Origin of the sequence: Caballeronia sp. TF1N1 (genome assembly GCF_022878925.1) — a bacterium.
GTDB lineage: Bacteria > Pseudomonadota > Gammaproteobacteria > Burkholderiales > Burkholderiaceae > Caballeronia.
Genome location: NZ_CP084627.1, coordinates 1,152,667 through 1,168,841 on the forward strand (window position 1 = coordinate 1,152,667; position 16,175 = coordinate 1,168,841).

Annotated in this window: 15 protein-coding genes; 4 read left to right on the forward strand and 11 right to left on the reverse strand. The window is 63.6% G+C overall.

All coding sequences use genetic code 11. The annotated features are described in order from the left end of the window. Positions 1-95: 95 nt before the first annotated feature. From LDZ28_RS19305 to LDZ28_RS19315, 3 genes are all read left to right on the forward strand, one after another. On the forward strand, positions 96-710 hold the full coding sequence (locus LDZ28_RS19305; protein WP_244828707.1) for a LysE family translocator: 615 nt from the start codon (positions 96-98) through the stop codon (positions 708-710). Between the two features lie 316 nt (positions 711-1,026). After that, a complete protein-coding gene (locus LDZ28_RS19310; protein WP_244828708.1) occupies positions 1,027-1,197 on the forward strand; it encodes a hypothetical protein in 171 nt (56 codons plus the stop codon). A 231-nt stretch (positions 1,198-1,428) separates the two neighbouring features. After that, the gene (locus LDZ28_RS19315) at positions 1,429-1,590 is read left to right on the forward strand and encodes a DUF1328 domain-containing protein (RefSeq protein ID WP_035967564.1); all 162 of its coding nucleotides are present in this window, start codon (positions 1,429-1,431) and stop codon (positions 1,588-1,590) included. A 78-nt stretch (positions 1,591-1,668) separates the two neighbouring features. Here LDZ28_RS19315 and LDZ28_RS19320 read toward each other — a convergent pair whose 3' ends face one another. The 8 genes from LDZ28_RS19320 to LDZ28_RS19355 all read right to left on the reverse strand — a co-directional run bounded on the left by LDZ28_RS19320 (position 1,669) and on the right by LDZ28_RS19355 (position 11,740). After that, the gene (locus LDZ28_RS19320; RefSeq protein WP_284503312.1) at positions 1,669-2,787 is read right to left on the reverse strand and encodes a diguanylate cyclase; all 1,119 of its coding nucleotides are present in this window, start codon (positions 2,785-2,787) and stop codon (positions 1,669-1,671) included. Continuing rightward, on the reverse strand, positions 2,784-3,815 hold the full coding sequence (locus LDZ28_RS19325) for a chemotaxis response regulator protein-glutamate methylesterase (RefSeq protein WP_244828709.1): 1,032 nt from the start codon (positions 3,813-3,815) through the stop codon (positions 2,784-2,786). Before LDZ28_RS19325 ends, LDZ28_RS19320 begins: the two co-directional genes overlap by 4 nt. Before the next feature lie 16 nt (positions 3,816-3,831). Continuing rightward, complete coding sequence (locus tag LDZ28_RS19330) at positions 3,832-6,270, reverse strand: hybrid sensor histidine kinase/response regulator (protein WP_244828710.1); 2,439 nt, start codon at positions 6,268-6,270, stop codon at positions 3,832-3,834. Beyond that, the gene (locus tag LDZ28_RS19335) at positions 6,267-6,983 is read right to left on the reverse strand and encodes a chemotaxis protein CheW (protein ID WP_244828711.1); all 717 of its coding nucleotides are present in this window, start codon (positions 6,981-6,983) and stop codon (positions 6,267-6,269) included. The genes LDZ28_RS19330 and LDZ28_RS19335 overlap by 4 nt, the downstream gene beginning before the upstream one ends. Then, positions 6,980-8,302, reverse strand: a complete 1,323-nt coding sequence (locus tag LDZ28_RS19340; RefSeq protein ID WP_244828712.1) for a protein-glutamate O-methyltransferase CheR — start codon at positions 8,300-8,302, stop codon at positions 6,980-6,982. The genes LDZ28_RS19335 and LDZ28_RS19340 overlap by 4 nt, the downstream gene beginning before the upstream one ends. Then, the gene (locus tag LDZ28_RS19345; RefSeq protein ID WP_244828713.1) at positions 8,299-8,766 is read right to left on the reverse strand and encodes a chemotaxis protein CheW; all 468 of its coding nucleotides are present in this window, start codon (positions 8,764-8,766) and stop codon (positions 8,299-8,301) included. Before LDZ28_RS19345 ends, LDZ28_RS19340 begins: the two co-directional genes overlap by 4 nt. A 13-nt stretch (positions 8,767-8,779) precedes the next feature. After that, on the reverse strand, positions 8,780-10,420 hold the full coding sequence (locus tag LDZ28_RS19350; protein WP_244828714.1) for a methyl-accepting chemotaxis protein: 1,641 nt from the start codon (positions 10,418-10,420) through the stop codon (positions 8,780-8,782). Positions 10,421-10,558: 138 nt separating this feature from the next. Next, the gene (locus tag LDZ28_RS19355; protein ID WP_244828715.1) at positions 10,559-11,740 is read right to left on the reverse strand and encodes an MBL fold metallo-hydrolase; all 1,182 of its coding nucleotides are present in this window, start codon (positions 11,738-11,740) and stop codon (positions 10,559-10,561) included. A gap of 357 nt (positions 11,741-12,097) precedes the next feature. On the opposite strand from LDZ28_RS19355, the gene LDZ28_RS19360 reads away from it, so the two are divergent. Continuing rightward, a complete protein-coding gene (locus tag LDZ28_RS19360; protein WP_244828716.1) occupies positions 12,098-12,433 on the forward strand; it encodes a hypothetical protein in 336 nt (111 codons plus the stop codon). A 58-nt stretch (positions 12,434-12,491) separates the two neighbouring features. Here LDZ28_RS19360 and LDZ28_RS19365 read toward each other — a convergent pair whose 3' ends face one another. The 3 genes from LDZ28_RS19365 to LDZ28_RS19375 all read right to left on the reverse strand — a co-directional run bounded on the left by LDZ28_RS19365 (position 12,492) and on the right by LDZ28_RS19375 (position 16,146). Beyond that, positions 12,492-13,259 carry an SDR family NAD(P)-dependent oxidoreductase gene (locus tag LDZ28_RS19365; protein WP_244828717.1) on the reverse strand — a complete coding sequence of 256 codons (768 nt, stop codon included), beginning with the start codon at positions 13,257-13,259 and terminating at the stop codon, positions 12,492-12,494. A gap of 13 nt (positions 13,260-13,272) precedes the next feature. Next, positions 13,273-15,057, reverse strand: coding sequence for an IlvD/Edd family dehydratase (locus tag LDZ28_RS19370; RefSeq protein ID WP_244828718.1), 1,785 nt, complete (start codon positions 15,055-15,057; stop codon positions 13,273-13,275). Between the two features lie 90 nt (positions 15,058-15,147). Continuing rightward, the gene (locus tag LDZ28_RS19375; protein ID WP_244828719.1) at positions 15,148-16,146 is read right to left on the reverse strand and encodes a LacI family DNA-binding transcriptional regulator; all 999 of its coding nucleotides are present in this window, start codon (positions 16,144-16,146) and stop codon (positions 15,148-15,150) included. Positions 16,147-16,175: the final 29 nt, after the last annotated feature.

Consider the following 16,175-nt stretch of genomic DNA (forward strand, 5'->3'; position numbering starts at 1 on the left):
ACCGTACCGGAAAGCCTCTGACGTTTTGTACCGGTACTGTACTGCCGTCTTTCCCTACACTTGGTGCAATAGATTTTTTGTTTGCGGACTGCACCATGCCAATCGACTTCCTGAACGCCTTGCCCGCCGCTGCCCTCTTCGTGATGGTCACGAGCATCACGCCCGGTCCCAACAACACCATGCTGCTCGCGTCAGGCGTCAACTTCGGCCTGAAGCGCACGGTGCCGCATGTACTCGGCATCAGTGCGGGCGTCGCGCTCCTGATGCTTGCAGTGGGGCTCGGGCTTGCGCAAGCCTTCGAGCGGCTGCCGTGGCTCTATACGGTGCTCGAAACCGCAAGCGTGGTCTATCTGCTGTATCTGGCGTGGAAGATCGGAACGTCGTCGTACGTGCAGATGCGCGACGGCGAGCGCCGCCCCATGCGCTTTTACGAAGCCGTCGCGTTCCAATGGGTCAATCCCAAAGCGTGGATGATGGTCCTCACCGCCGCGACGACCATCCATCTGCATTCGAGTCTCTCGCTCAATGCCGGGCTGATGGCGCTCCTGTTCGTCGTGATCGGCATGCCGTGCATCGTGGCGTGGGCGGCTTTCGGCATGTCGCTGCGGCGCTTTCTTTCGAGACCGCGCTGGTTGCGCGCGTTCAATATCACCATGGCCGTGCTGCTCGTGTGCTCGCTGTATCCCATCGTCGCGCATTTCTTCGCCTAAGATTTGCTTTTCGAGCGCGGCGCTAAACATCCGATGATCTTTTAATTGCCTCTTTGCCGCGCCGCCGGACCGGTGCATACTGGTCCGACGCGCCGGCCGCGCAATTCTTGCCGTCCCCCTTGCAAGTTTGGGACTGCGTCTTTTCCCGGTGGTCGACATCGGTCGACATCGACCCATTGCCGTTTCGAGCGATCGCGCATTCACCCTTAAGCGATTCGTTAAGGCGGCTCTTGCCGGCGTGCACGTGCCTCGACTGGCACCGTTCACTCGCGCCAATTCCCGGCGCGGCTTCGAAATCCGTTCAAGGAGTCATGCCATGTCTGGAGCCAACCGCCCATCCGGTCCCGCCACGCGTAAATCTCTCGACCTGGCCGATCAGATCGAGCGCGACGAAATGGAGAACAACCTGCCGGATGCGCTAAACGAAGTCGACGACGAAGACGATCTCCAGGACGAAGCCGATTCCAATCGCGCGCCAGGCAGCTAGAGCGCATCGACATTTCACATATGGAAGCGCGTTACTCGACGCCGCGAGCAGTGCTCGCGGCGTTGTTGCATTTACACACAGTTATAGCCTTAGGCACATTGGTTGCTCAGGTCCTCGTGCCGCGTCGAACATTGAACAAAAGCGCGGCATGAACCGATGAGCGATGGCGGCGACGATGTCAGTCCGCATGCGAATCAAAAACCAACCAATCGTGTCCCCGTGGGAGGCTTCATGCTCCGTTACGCTGTCATTTTTTTCATCATTGCGCTCATCGCGGCTTTCTTCGGCTTCGGCGGGATCGCAACGGGCGCGGCGGAAATCGCCAAGATCCTGTTCTTCATCTTTATCGTGATCTTCCTCGCTACGCTCTTGCTCGGCGTGTTCAGGCGATGACGAAAGCGTGAGCCCAAACGAAAACGCGCGGATCTTCGGACCGCGCGTTTTTGTTTCCGGCTTTGCTTTTTGCACCAGTCAACCGATGATCACGCGATTGCGTCCATCGCGCTTCGCACGATAGAGCGCGAGATCGGCCGATTCGACCAGTTGTTTCGAAGCGTTTTCGTCGATCACGTCCTGCGTCGCGCCGCCGACACTCACGGTCACGAAGTCCGTGGCCGATCCCGCATGCGGCACTTGCAACGCCTCGACCGCGATGCGAATCTTCTCGCCGAGCAGCCGCAAACCCGGCGCCGATGTCGATGGCAACACCACCGCGAATTCCTCGCCGCCGAAGCGCGCGGCGAGATCCGCCGGACGATTCAGACTGGTTTCGATGGCATGCGCGATGAGCTTCAACACATCGTCGCCGGCGACGTGTCCGTAGGTATCGTTATACGACTTGAAGTTGTCGACATCGATCATGAGAAAGCCGACCGATGCGCGATCGCGCGCCGCACGACGCCATTCGGCATCGAGATAATCGTCGAGTCGTCGACGATTCGAGAGTCCCGTGAGACCGTCCGAATGCGTAAGGCGCTGCAATTCCAGATTCGTTTCCAGGAGCTTTTGCTGCGACTGTCGCAACGCGCGATACGCTTCGTCGCGCTGCAGCAGGTTCTGATACGAACGCGAGTGATATCGCACGCGCGCCACCAGTTCGATGGTATCGGGAAGCTTCACGAGATAGTCGTTCGCGCCCGCCGCGAACGCCGCGCTCTTGATACGCGGCTCTTCCTTCGTCGAAAGCACGATGATGGGAATGTCGCGCGTAGCCGGATGTTCGCGGTACTGGCGCACGAGCGTGAGTCCATCGACGCCGGGCATCACGAGATCCTGCAGAATCACCGTCGGCCGCGTTTCGCGCGCGACGGCAAGCGCGCTGGCGGGATCGGCGCAATAGTGCAGATCGACATTCGGTTCGTCGGCGAGCGCGCGGCGCAGTGCCTCGGCGATGATCGCCTGATCGTCCACGAGCAGCACCATCACCGGCAAGTCGGCGGCGGGCGGCGCATTGAGCGCCACCGCGAGCAGTTCGGATACGGCGCGTTCATGGGCCAGCGAGCGCGCGCTCGCCTGCTCGATGCTCTGAGCCGCGGCGGCCGTTGCGCGCTTCACGCGTTCGGCGAGCGGATCGGGATGAGGGAGCTTCATAAACGTGTCCTCGGAAATGTCGTTATACGCGCTTCTTTTTCTTTGTCGAAAGCATGCGCGAGTGCGCCCGCAATGCGCGGCAGCGGCAGGATCGCGACGGCGGCATCGAGCGCGGCGGCCGCTTTCGGCATGCCGTAGACGGCGGACGTTGCTTCGTCCTGCGCGATCGTGTGATAACCCTTGGCGCGCATCGCCTTGAGACCGATGGCGCCGTCGCGTCCCATGCCTGTCAAGAGTACGCCGACCGCGCGTCCGGTCCAGCGTTCGACCACGCTCTGAAAGAACACATCGACGGATGGCCGGTACGGCAACGCTTCGGGATGCGCGGTGTAGCCGAGATGCGTGGCATCCGTGAAATGCAGATGATCGTTGGTCGCCGCGAGCAGCACGACGCCGGGCGCGGGCACGTCGCCTTCGCGCGCAATGCGCACCGGCAGCGCGGATTGACCGCTTAACCAGTCCGCCATGCCTTCGGCGAAGGCGCGGTCCACATGCTGCACGATAACGGTCGCGGCGGAGAAGTCTTCAGGCAATGCGCCGAGCAATGTCGCGAGCGCCGCCGGGCCGCCCGCCGATGCGCCGATTGCAAGCAGCCGCGATTGGCTCTTGGGCGCGGCCGTCATGGTCATCGAAGGTGCGATCCGTGCGCCGATCTGATCGATCTTCGCGATGAGCGCCGCTGCACCGCGCCGCGCATCGGCACCGGCGAGCGCGGGGGTATCGACGGCATCGAGCGCGCCCGCGCCCATCGCCTCATACACGCGCCACGTGTTCGCGCCGATATCCACCGTGACAACGAGAATGGCGCACGGCGACTTCGCCATGATGTGACGCGTGGCCGCCACGCCATCCATGTTCGGCATGACGAGATCCATGAGCACGACATCCGGCGTCTGCGAGGCGCACAGGTCCACGGCCTGCCGGCCGTCGCTTGCAACCCACAGGATCTCGAAGTCGGGGCGAATGGCAAGCGCGCGCCGCAACGCTTCAACCGCGAGCTGCATGTCGTTGACGATACCGATCTTCATCGCGCGCGCTCCGTGGTCATGGCTTCGCCTCGCCGATGAGATCGCGCACCGCGTCGAGCAGCGCCTGATCGTGAAAACTGCCCTTGGCGAGATAGTAATCCGCGCCCGCATCGAGACCGCGCTGGCGATCTTCCGCGCGGTCCTTGTACGACACGATCATCACGGGCGTGCGCGCGAGCTGCACGTCGCGTTTGATGAGCGTCACGAGCTCGATGCCGTCGAGACGCGGCATGTCGATATCCGTGATGACGAGATCGAAGTGCTCGCCGCGCACCGCGTTCCAGCCGTCCATGCCGTCCACCGCGATGGCGACTTCGTAGCCGCGTGATGCAAGCAGCTTGCGTTCGAGCTCACGCACGGTGAGTGAATCGTCGACCACGAGCACACGTTTCGCGCTTGCTGTCGTCGTGCGTGACGCGCTTCTATCGACACGGCCGAGTTCGCCGCCCGCGACGAGCTTTTCGACGGAGCGCAGCCAGTCGTCGAGATCGGCGATGAGCAGCGGGTCGCCGTTTTCCATCAACGCGCCCGCCGCGATGTTGCGCACCTTGCCAAGCCGTTTGTCGAGCGGTTGCACGACGAGCATGCGTTCGCCGAGAAAGCGGTCCACGACGATGCCGTAACTCGACGCGCCCTGCCCGATCACGACGACATCGAGCGCGTCGTTCGCGGCTTCGAAGCTCGGCGTCTGCAAGATTTGATGCGCCGTCACAAGACCCAGCCGCTTGCCGTCGAAGGCGAAATGCTGCTGACCTTCGAGCGTATCGATAGCGTTCACCGGCAGCACGAGCGTGCGCACGACATGCGCAAGCGGCAAGCCATAGGGTTCGCCCGCGACTTCGACGATCAGGCTGCGAATGACCGACAGCGTGATCGGCAACTGCAGCACGAAGCGTGTGCCGGCGTGGGCGTCCTGCGTCACGCGCAGACTGCCGCGCACTTGCCTCACGACGTCTTGCACGGCGTCGAGCCCGACGCCGCGGCCGGATACATCGGTGACGGCGTCGCGCATGGTAAAGCCTGGCAGAAAGAGGAATTCGAGCAGTTCCGCCTCGGAAAGTCGCGCGGCAGTGTCTTCGCTTGCAAGGCGTTTCTGCACGACGGTGCGGCGCAATGCATCGAGGTCGATACCGCCGCCATCGTCGGATACGCTGATGAAAAGCGCGCCCGCGCTATGCCGTGCCTCGAGCGTGATAGTGCCGATTTCCGGCTTGCCGAGCGCGCGTCTCAGCGATGGCGCTTCGATGCCGTGATCGACCGCGTTGCGCAGCAAATGGCCGAGCGGCGCGTCGAGCAAATCGAGGATATCGCGGTCCACTTGCGTGGTTTCGCCGGCGATCACGAGGCGTACTTCCTTGCCGAGCGAGCGTGCCACGTCGCGGACCATGCGCGCAAAGCCGCCGGTTGCATCGACGAAGGGACGCATGCGGCAAGCGAGCGCTTCGTCGTAGATTTGTTGCGCGAGATGCGTCGAGCGGCGGTCGTAGTTTTCGAGTTCGGCGAGCCGCTCGCTCAGTTGCCGGTGCGCTTCGTTCGTCAGGCGCCGGGCTACGTCGAGCGCGGCCTGTGCGCGCGCGTCGAGTGGCGCGCTGTCGGCGAAGGTGTCGTGCAGGCGTTCGAGCGCGCGGCTCGCGTCGTGCTGAATGCGCTTCACGCGCAGCATCGATTGCGAGAAAGGCTTGAGCCAGCGCGATTCGACGAGCGTCTCGCCGGAGTGACTCAACAGGCGGTCGAGAGTTTCGGCGCGCACGCGAAGCATGCGGGCTTCGGTTGGGCGTGATGCTTCTTGCGACGCTCGTGAACGATGCGTTTCGGCGCTTGCGCGCAGCGTGTGGGCTTCGTCAGAACGCGATGTGAGATTCGATTCATCGCTTGCGTGAAGCGCGTGAGCTTCGTTCGAGCGCATTGCGGAATGCGTATGACGCGGTGTGTGCGAACGAGGCTCATCGTTTGCACGATGGCGCGACGAAACATCATACGTTGCGCCTAGGTGAAGCATGTCCGTCTCATCCGCCGTGGACGTTGCCAACGCCAACTCGCGCGATCCATCCGAATCACCCATCAAACGCGCATTCAACCCCTCGACAAACGCATTCACCTCGCATTCCAGCGTCGTCTGCGCGTCGATTTCTTCCGCCTGACCGATCCGCACGATCATATCCACGCCGCACAAGAGCATGTCGATATAGACCGCGTCGAGCGTCACGCGCGCTTCCTGCGCCGCGACGAAGCAGTCCTCCATCACATGCGCGAGCGTCACGCCGACCGGCACACCGACGATGCGCGCCGCGCCCTTAAGCGAATGCGCCGCGCGCATGCACGCTTCGAGCGTGACCGGATCGTTCGGCGCGCGTTCCAGCGCGATAAGGCCATCGGAAAGAATCTGCGCCTGCGCGCGCGCTTCCTCCTGAAACAGGTCGAGCAGCGAGCGGCGTCCGGGATCGGCACTCGTCATCCGAGACTCCCGTCGAGACTGTCGATGAGACGTTCGGCATCGAGCAAGCCGACGGTCGTATCCTTGAATGGCGCAAGCGCCTGCGTATGCGACGCATGACGTTGCGCGAGCGTCGCGGGTACCGGCTGCAAACGCGCGGCCGAAAAGCGATGCACGCCATCGACGGCATCGACGGGAAAAGCGAGCGGCCCTTCGCCATCCGCGTGCGCGTCATCCCGACGCCGCTGAACGACGAGCAGACGGCCGAGTTCGCGTGCATCGACAACTTGCGATTTCGAAACCGCTTTCGCCACGCTTTCCTCGATACCGAAGAGACGCGCCAGCGACACGCATACCAGCAAACGTCCACGCACGTTCACGACGCCGAGCACCGCGCGGTTACGCCGATGCGGCAACGTATGCACCGGCCGAAGTTGCGCGACCTGCGCACAACACGCGGTCGGCAAGCCGAGCCATTCGCCGCCGATGCGAAACACGAGATACGAAACGGCATCGGCTGCGTCGCGCGTTCGTTTTGCGTCGCCCTTGAAGCGCTCGACGACCGAAACCGCATCGACACGATCGAGCACGCGCGCCGCCGCCGACTCATGGACCGGGCAATTACGGCAATGCACGTACCGTTCGAGCTTCGGACACGAGCCGTCGCCGCGCACGCCGATGCGGTTCCAGCAGTCGTCGATGACATCGGGAATGAGCGGCGTGCGGGCGTTCATCGCGCGCTCTCGGCGCTGCGTTCGGCGCGAGCCAGCATGATGCGCGCGCGGTCCGTGTCGCCATCGAGTTGAAGCAGCGCGGCAAGATGCGTGAGCGCTTCGCGATGCGTCGGATCGAGATAAAGCGCGCGGCGATAATGCGCGCGCGATTCGTCGTGCGCGTTGCGGGCATCGGCGATCACGCCGAGCAGATAGTACGCATCCGCGCTTGCCGGGTGCTTGTGCAACCACCCGCGCGCGATGGATTCGGCTTCGATCAGCGAACCGGCATCGGCGAGAGCGTGGGCTTGCGCGAGCGTTGGCGTTGGCGTTGGCGTTGGCGTTGGCGTCGAGGCCGGCGCCGGATTGACGCTCACCGGTGTCGAGGTTCGATGCAACGCCATTGCAGGCGCTGCAAACGCCATCGGCTTCGACACGGAGATCTTCGACGAGTCCACACGCGTAGCGCCTCGCGCCCATGCAGGCATGACGAATTCGCCGGATGCCGCGGGCTTTAGCGGAGGAGCGGCATTCACGATCTCGCGCTCGGGCCTTCTGAACGCGAAAGCCAGCGGAATGTTCGCGGGACTCATGCCTTCGCGCATCAGGAGACCCGTTTCAGCAGGTCCGATGAAGAGCATGCCGCCGTCGGCCAGCAAGCTGTCGAGGACGCGCAACGCGGCGCTCTGCGTCTCGCGATCGAAGTAGATCAGCACGTTGCGGCACAGAATGAAGTCGAAGCGTTCGAACATGCGCGCATCGAGTTGAAACAGATTGGCTTGCGTGAAGCGCACACAGCGCGCCATGCGCTCGTCGAGCTGCCAGCCGTCTTCGGTCGCGCGAAAATGCCGGTCACGAAAACCCAGCGCGCGGCCACGAAACGCATTGCGTCCATAGTGCGCGCGGCGCGCATGCGACAACGCGCGTTCGCTTACGTCGATAGCCTCGATGACGAAGCGGTCCGCCGCGATGCCTGCATCGCTCAAGGCCATCGCCACCGAATAGGCTTCCTCGCCCGTCGAGCAGGGCAGGCTCAGCACGCGCACGGGGTTCGAAGGGCGCTCCGACAGACGAATGCGCGCTAGCCGCGCGAGCGCCGTATAGACCTCGGGATCGCGAAAGAACCACGTCTCCGGCACGACGACCGCTTCGATCAGTTCCTGCATCAGCGCGGGATCGTTCGATACGGCGTGGTAGTAGTCGTCGAGCGTCACCGCGCGCGATGCATCGAAGCGCTCGCGCACCGCGCGCATCACCGCGTTCGTGCCGATAGACTCGGCGTCGAGCCCGATCGTCCGATGCAGCAGCTCGGTAAAGCGGCGCGTGTTGTCTTCGTTCATGATGTGCTCTCGGCAAAGAGCAACGCCTGCACGTCGAGCGGCAACAAATGTTCCATGCGCACCCATTGCAGCAGGCCCGCTTCATCGCGCGCGACGGGACCGAGATAGCGTGCGTGCGGCGTGTCGATGCCCGCATCGGCGAACGCGGCGGTATCGAGCTTGACGGTGCGGGTTGCCTGTTCGAGCACGAGACCCAGTCGATGCGTCGTCGAATCGTGCGCGCCGTCGCGCTTGTATGCGACGAGCGCGAGCCGCGTCGACAAGCGTTCGCGCGACGCGCGCCCGAGCGCCAGCGCCGCGACATCGATCACGGGCACGGGTGCGTCTTCGTAATCGAACAGGCCCGCAACCCACTCCGGCGCGCCAGGCAGCGCCTTCAACGGCGCGAGCGGCAACATGCGCTCGATCTGCGCGCTGTCGAGCAGATAGCGATCGGAGCCGAGCGTGAACTGGACGAAGAGCATGGCGCGCGCCGCTTTACGCGGCCACCTTGAAGCGCGATACGCCGGTGCGCAGACCGTTGGCGACATGCGTCAGGTCGTCGATGGCCTGAGTCGATTGACGCAACGACTCCGCCGTCTGCTGCGCGGCTTCCGACAATTGCGAGAGCGCCTGAGAAATCTGGTCCGCGCCGGCTGCCTGCGTCTGCATGCCTTCGTTGACCATCGACACGCGCGGCGCAAGCGTCTGCACTTGATGGATGATCTGCGACAGTTGCCCGCCCACTTGCTGCACGTCGAGCATGCCCCGCCGCACTTCCTCCGAGAACTTGTCCATGCCCATCACGCCCGCCGCGACGGAAGACTGAATCTCCTTGACCATTTGTTCGATATCGAAGGTCGCGACCGCGGTTTGATCCGCAAGACGCCGAATCTCGGTGGCCACCACCGCGAAGCCGCGTCCGTACTCGCCGGCTTTTTCCGCTTCTATGGCCGCGTTCAGCGAAAGCAGGTTCGTCTGGTCCGCCACCTTCGTGATGGTCGCGACGACCTGATTGATGTTGCCCGCCTTCTCGTTGAGGATCGCGAGCTTGCCGTTCACCGAACCGGCCGCTTCCATCACGTGCCGCATGGTTTCCTCCATGCGCGTGAGTCCGGCGTGACCCGTGCCCGCGAGCGTCGCCGACTGCTCCGCGACGCCCGACACTTCGTTCATCGTGCGTACGAGATCGCGCGCCGTCGCGAAGATCTCGCGTGACGTCGCGCCGATTTCCGTCGTGGTTGCCGCAGTCTCGCTCGCGGTCGCTTGCTGCTCGCGTGCGGTGGCGGCGATTTCGGAGACCGATGTCGTCACTTGCAGCGCAGACTTCTGCGCCTGCCCGACGAGCCCCGTGAGTTCGTCCGTCATGCGGTTGAAACCTGCTTCGAGCGTGCCGAACTCATCGGCGCGCGCGAGGTCGAGCCGCTGCGTGAAATCGCCCGTACGCATCTTGTCGACGACATCGACGAGACGCAGCATCGGCACGGTCAGCGCGCGCATTAGCAGAAAGCCGAGCACGGCGGCCGTGGCCAACGCCACCAGCATGATGACGACGAGCGTCGTCTCCGACTTGCCCACCGAATGACGGATGCTCTTGACCGAACTCGCGTTGCTCGCCTCGTTGTAGTCGACGAGCGCGCGCGCCGCATTTTGCCCCGCTTCCCAGACTGGCGTCAGGCGCGTGTTGAACACCGTGGCGCCGGCTTGTTTCGAATCGATGAGACCGCGCAGCGCTTCGTCCTGCAGCGGCGCGTAGAGCGCGCGCTGATGCCTGAATTCGTCGAAGATGCGGCGCTCGTCTTCTTCGTGGACGGTCGGCGCGTAGTTCTCGATGAGCTTGTCGAGCGTCGCGCGCGTTTGCGTCAGACGGTCGCTATCGCGGCGAATGAGTGCCTCGTCGCTATCGGCGAAGACCAGGCGTTGCGTCACGGCGTAGCTTTCGAGCCAGGCCGCGCGCAGATCGTTGGACAGCGAAAGACCGACCATCGAATCTTCTTCGAGGCTTTTCGCCTCGCGGTCGATACCGCCGAGCAGCGTATAGGACAGCGCGGCCATGACCAGCATCAGGAAGAGAATGACGCCGAAACTCGCCAGTATGCGATGCCGGATGGACAGATGCTTCACGCGATGAACCCTCATGTGTAATCGATCGGCGCGGACCGTATGAAACCGCGTCGGAAGGCGTCACGAGCATTGAATCGTTTGCGGCGCGCGCGTTCTGACTGCGCGCGGCGTCCCACGCACCATGCACGGTATATGCCAGTGCAGTTGACTGGGTTAACGGCTGATTGCGGCGGCGCTTGAGGGGGAGGAATCGAGACGGATCATTTCGCCGTGTTTGAGCACGGTGAAGGAATCGGCGGGCAGGCCCGCGCGGCGCACGGCATCGGCGAGACGGCGCGGCGGCTCGTCGAGCGGCTCGTCGGTGAGTTCGAACGTGCCCCAGTGGATGCCAATCGCCTTCTTCGCATGCACGTCCTGGAAGATGCGCACGGCTTCCTCCGGGTCGACGTGCTGGCCGTGCATGAACCAGCGCGGGTCGTACGCGCCAATGGGAATGAGCGCGAGATCGAAGCCGCCGAAGCGCGCGCCGATATCGCGAAAGTCCGGCGAATAGCCCGTGTCGCCCGCGAAGTAAAGCGAATACGGATGCGCCGCGCCCGCCGGCGTTTTCACCACCCAGCCGCCCCACAGCGTTTCCGCGCGGTCGAAGGGCGTGCGCGCCGACCAGTGCTGGCTCGGCACGAACCAGATATCGAGGCCGGCAACATGGGTTTCGTCGCTCCAGTCGAGTTCTTCCGCGTTCTGGATGCCGTCGTCGTTCATCCACTTCTTCACGCCGAGCGGCACCAGAAAGCGCGGCGGGCCGCCCGCCTGCCGGTTGAGCGCTTCGACGCTCGCCTTATCCAGATGGTCGTAGTGATTATGCGAAATCAGCACGATATCGATGTGCGGCAACTCGTCGAGTGTGAGACCGGGCGGCGTCTTGCGCTTCGGACCCGCGAACGAGAACGGCGACGCGCGTTCGGAGAACACCGGATCGGCGAGGATGTTCACGCCGTTGATTTGCAGCAGCGCGCTCGCGTGGCCGATCCACGTGAGCGTGTTCTCCGTGCGATTGGCCTTGAGCCAGGCGATGTCGGGATGCGCCATCGGAAACCGATAGCCGTTCGCGGGCGGCTTGGGCAGACCCTGCCGCAAGCGCTCCCAGCGCCACTTCAGAAGCGACTCGTGCGGTAACTGGCCGTAGTCGTTCTCGAAACCGGACGCGGTGTGCTTCGCGTGATGCAACGGCTGCGGCTGGGTTTGCGCATCGGTCTTCGCGGTGCTCGCGCTCGCTGGCTCCTCACTCTGCGCGACCGTGTTGCCGGAGCAGCCGGCCAGCATGGCGAAGGCACATACGACGGCGCGCGGGCCGTGCTGTCCTGCATTGAACAGACTCGCAAGGATACGGCGCATGAGTTGACCGGTTGAGCGCATCGGGCTTTAGGCCAGGCCATGCGCGGTTGGCGGCTTCTTAGGCTTCGCTATGAATTAAGCACGCCGGGCAATTGATTCTACGGAATGTAGAAAAACTTGTCTTTTCGCTCAGGCAGGTGCTGTCTGGATAAAGCCGCATGTATTCGTCTGCCTTATCCCACAAGGCGGGACAACGAAATCGACAAAGTAGGCCCGCTTCTTGCGATAAACCGCTCCGAACGTCGGCACAGGCGTCACGAACAATCCAAATAGACCATCGGTGGCGCGCGCTCGTTTCTCATCTAGCCGTTCAGGACCGAGCGCGCCGTACACCGCACTTTCGAAACCGGGGGCCCGATGATGGGCAGTAAACAACGCAGTCACGCTGCACGCACGTTCAATCCGCAACTTTTCTCGATGCACGCCATGCTCGTGTCGCGCAGCGCCTCTCACGTGGCGAGCGCACTGCAGGAGCCCGGGCGCGATGCCGCGCTGGCCGAAGGCGTCGCGGATTTCATCGCCCATTGCGGCCATACGGGCCTCGGGCTCTTCCTCGCGGCAGTCTGGCATTGGCTCGATGAACGCGGCTACTACGACGCGGCCGAACGCGTGCAGCATTACATCGAAACCAGCAGCGTGCCGAAGGTGAAGGCGACGCCGCGTGCAATGCGTGGGCGCGACGCGCGGGTGTGAGGTGCCGTGTACGTTACGTTACGGGCAGACGACACATGGGACGTCCTTGCCGTAACGCTCAGGTTCCGAACCATCCCGCATCGACGAAATAATCGCGCCCCGTGCAGCGCGCCGCATCGTCGGATGCCAAAAAGAGCACCATCCGCGCGACGTGTTCCGGATCGATCCGCTCGTGCAGACACTGCTGCGCGAGAAGCGCGGCCTCGCTGTCGGGCGACTGCCACAGCTTCATCTGACGCGGCGTTCGCACGGCGCCCGGAATCACGGTATTCACGCGAATGCCGTGCGCGCCGAGATCGCGCGCCAATCCGCGCGTGAGGCCCTCGATAGCCGCCTTCGCCGTCATGTAGAGCGTGAGTTCCGGCAGCGCGAGATGCCACGAAATCGAACCCATGTTGATGATCGAGCCGCGCCGGTTCGCGCGCATGCTCTTGCCCGCCGCCTGCGCGCAAAAGAACTGATGCCGCAGATTCACGGCCATGCACTCGTCCCAATACGCGGCGCTCACGTCGTCCCAGCGATGGCGGTCGTCGTTGGCGGCGTTGTTGACGAGCGCATCGAGCGGTCCCGCCGCCGCGATCATGTCGTCGAATATGGCTTCGATGGCGGCCGTATCGCGCAGATCGCAACGGTAAAACTTCGGCGCGTGCTTCTCGTTGGCGAGCGCCTGTTCGAGTTCGCGCGCGTCGGTTTCGGCGACATCGATGAACGACACGCGCGCCCCTTGCTTCGCGAACGCCTCGACGATGGATGCGCCAATTCCGCTGCCGCCGCCCGTCACGACGACATGTCGGTCTACGAGGCTCGGATAGATTGCATAGGCCATGAGCGTCTCCTCTTCAGTGCGAATGACGCGGATTGCCGCGCGTCTCGATCACCTTCAAATACAAGGTCGCGGGCTCGAGACACCCGCCCGTCGACAACTGCCCCACCGTCTGCCGATACAACTCCTGCCACGGCGTTTGCGCGGGCGGCGTGGCGAACGCGGCATGCGTGCGGCGGCTTTCGAGTTCGCCTTCCTCGATCAGCACGTTCACCGAACGCGCATTCAGGTCCACGCGAATCCGGTCGCCCGTGCGCAAGAGCGCGAGACCGCCGCCGACGGCCGCTTCCGGCGACATGTTGAGAATGGACGGACTCGCCGACGTGCCGCTTTGCCTGCCGTCGCCGAGACAAGGCAAGGAATCGATGCCGCGCTTGATCATTTCCGCAGGCGGCGCCATGTTGACCACTTCCGCGCTGCCCGGATAACCCACCGTGCCGCAGCCGCGAATCACGAGAATGCAATGCTCGTCGATGTTCAACGCGGGATCGTTGATGCGCCGATGGTAATCCTCCGGTCCATCGAAAACGATGGCGCGCGCTTCGAACACGTTCTCTTCGCCCGGCTTGCTGAGATAGGTCTTCGTGAAGGCCTCGCCGACCACGGACATCTTCATGATCGCGCTGTCGAAGAAATTGCCCGACAGCACCATGAAGCCCGCGCCGTGCTTGAGCGGATCGTCGGCCGTGCGGATGACTTCGCGGTCGGCGGCGGGTGCGTCGTCCGCGATTTCGCCGATGCTGCGGCCCGATACCGTCCGACACGCGCGCTCGATGAGACCGGCCGCATCGAGTTGCCTGAGCACGGCCGGCACCCCGCCCGAGCGATGAAAACTCTCGCCGAGATACTCTCCAGCAGGCATGCAGTTCACGATCAGCGGCACGTCTTCGCCATAACGCTGCCAATCCTCCAGACTCAATTCGATACCGATATGACGCGCAATCGCGATCAGATGCGGCGGGCAATTGGTCGATGCACCCAGCGCCGACGCCACGACGATCGCGTTCTCGAAAGCCTCACGCGTCATAATCTGCGATGGCCGCAAGTCCTCGCGCACCATGTCGACGATGCGCTTGCCCGTCGCATACGCCATCTGACCGCGCTCGCGATATGCGGCAGGAATGCTCGCGCAAGTCGGCAGCGACATGCCGAGCGCTTCGGCGAGGCTGTTCATGGAGAGCGCGGTGCCCATGGTGTTGCAATGGCCGATGGACGGCGACGATGCGGTCGTGAGTTGCATGAAGCCTTCGTAATCGATCTCGCCTGCCGCAAGCAGATTGCGTGCATGCCAGATGACCGTGCCCGAGCCGACGCGCTTGCCTTCGTACCAGCCGTCGAGCATCGGCCCGCCTGACAGCACGATGGCCGGCAGATCGACGGTCGCCGCTGCCATCAGACATGCGGGCGTGGTCTTGTCACAGCCGGTCGTGAGAACGACGCCATCGAGCGGGAAGCCGTGCAGCACTTCGACGAGGCCCAGATAGGCCAGGTTGCGATCGAGCGCGGCGGTCGGACGGCGGCTTTGCTCCGCGAGCGGATGCACGGGGAACTCCATGGGAATGCCGCCCGCATCGCGAATACCGGCTTTCGTGCGCTCGGCAAGCTCGATATGGTGGCGATTGCATGGCGCGAGATCGCTACCCGTCTGAGCGATACCGATGATCGGCCTGCCCGATTGCAGTTCCTCGCGCGTAAGGCCGTAGTTCATGAAGCGCTCGACATAGAGCGCGGTCATGTCGGCGTGCGAGGGATCGTCGAACCATTCCTGGCTACGTAGACGGCGAGTTGGATGCTGGGGCATGGGGTTGTCTCCGTGGTTTTCGATTGCGTTATGTTACCGGTAACACGGGCGGGTTGTTTATCGCAGCGTTCGAGTTACTTCGATATGCGCCTAGGCACTCTCGCGCGCCAATACTGAATAACCGACGCGTACCTTCTTGCCCATCCCCTCCATCACTCCGCGATCGCGCGCTTCGATCGCTTCGAGCAGCGTCGCGCCCGTGCGCGAACCGATGCCGTAAGCATCGACGGAAACGGTTGTGATCGACGGCGTGCAGCACATGGCGACTTCGAAGTTGCCGAAGCCCGCAATGGCGATGTCCTGCGGCACGCGAAGCCCGCGCCTGTGGCATTCCATTATCGCGCCGAACGCGGACATGTCGCTCACGCACATCACGGCTTGCGTATCCGGCCATGCTTCGAGCAGCGCGGCCATTGCAGGGCCGCCGTGGCTCATCGTGATCGGCGAGTCGCCTAGCCGGATGACGCGGGTATCGTCGAGACCGAACGCCTTCATCTGCGAACGAAAGCCCTTGAGCCGGTCGAGGCCGCGCCTGTCCAGCTCACTCGCGCCACCCAGAAATCCGATGCGTTGATGGCCGCGTTCCGCGAGATGACGCACCATCGCGCGCGCGGCGCTGACGTTGGAGAAACCGACGGCGGAATCGATCGGCTCGGCGGGCGCATCCCACATTTCCACGACAGGTACGCCTGAGCGGCGCAACAAAACGCGGGCGGCGTCCGTGTGACGTGAGCCGGTCAGAGCGATGGCGCGTGGTTGGTGACGCAGCATCGAACGCACGATGCGTTCTTCGCGCTGCAAGTCGTAGTCGGTATCGCCGATCAGCAGTTGCAAGCCATGCGGTTCGAGCGACGCGGACAGACCGCGCACCGTATCGGAGAAGTTGGAGCTTGCGAGCGACGGCACGAGCACGGCAACGAATTCCGACCGCCCGGATGAAAGCGCACCGGCGGCGGCATCCGCTACATAGCCGAGTTCTTCGATGGCTTTCTGCACGCGCTCACGAGTCGCCAGGGCAACGCTGTGTCCCGCGAGCACGCGCGATACCGTCATTTTCGAGACGCCCGCGAGCGCCGCTACATCGGACATGCGGGGCGGACCCGATGGCGCGTCGTCGC

Excerpts from the sequence above, each read along its gene's own strand:
- LDZ28_RS19305 (WP_244828707.1), top strand. The coding sequence starts at position 96 with ATGCCAATCGACTTCCTGAACGCCTTGCCCGCCGCTGCCCTCTTCGTG.
- LDZ28_RS19310 (WP_244828708.1), top strand. The coding sequence starts at position 1,027 with ATGTCTGGAGCCAACCGCCCATCCGGTCCCGCCACGCGTAAATCTCTC.
- LDZ28_RS19315 (WP_035967564.1), top strand. The coding sequence starts at position 1,429 with ATGCTCCGTTACGCTGTCATTTTTTTCATCATTGCGCTCATCGCGGCT.
- LDZ28_RS19320 (WP_284503312.1), bottom strand. The coding sequence starts at position 2,787 with ATGAAGCTCCCTCATCCCGATCCGCTCGCCGAACGCGTGAAGCGCGCA.
- LDZ28_RS19325 (WP_244828709.1), bottom strand. The coding sequence starts at position 3,815 with ATGAAGATCGGTATCGTCAACGACATGCAGCTCGCGGTTGAAGCGTTG.
- LDZ28_RS19330 (WP_244828710.1), bottom strand. The coding sequence starts at position 6,270 with ATGACGAGTGCCGATCCCGGACGCCGCTCGCTGCTCGACCTGTTTCAG.
- LDZ28_RS19335 (WP_244828711.1), bottom strand. The coding sequence starts at position 6,983 with ATGAACGCCCGCACGCCGCTCATTCCCGATGTCATCGACGACTGCTGG.
- LDZ28_RS19340 (WP_244828712.1), bottom strand. The coding sequence starts at position 8,302 with ATGAACGAAGACAACACGCGCCGCTTTACCGAGCTGCTGCATCGGACG.
- LDZ28_RS19345 (WP_244828713.1), bottom strand. The coding sequence starts at position 8,766 with ATGCTCTTCGTCCAGTTCACGCTCGGCTCCGATCGCTATCTGCTCGAC.
- LDZ28_RS19350 (WP_244828714.1), bottom strand. The coding sequence starts at position 10,420 with ATGAGGGTTCATCGCGTGAAGCATCTGTCCATCCGGCATCGCATACTG.
- LDZ28_RS19355 (WP_244828715.1), bottom strand. The coding sequence starts at position 11,740 with ATGCGCCGTATCCTTGCGAGTCTGTTCAATGCAGGACAGCACGGCCCG.
- LDZ28_RS19360 (WP_244828716.1), top strand. The coding sequence starts at position 12,098 with ATGATGGGCAGTAAACAACGCAGTCACGCTGCACGCACGTTCAATCCG.
- LDZ28_RS19365 (WP_244828717.1), bottom strand. The coding sequence starts at position 13,259 with ATGGCCTATGCAATCTATCCGAGCCTCGTAGACCGACATGTCGTCGTG.
- LDZ28_RS19370 (WP_244828718.1), bottom strand. The coding sequence starts at position 15,057 with ATGCCCCAGCATCCAACTCGCCGTCTACGTAGCCAGGAATGGTTCGAC.
- LDZ28_RS19375 (WP_244828719.1), bottom strand. The coding sequence starts at position 16,146 with ATGTCCGATGTAGCGGCGCTCGCGGGCGTCTCGAAAATGACGGTATCG.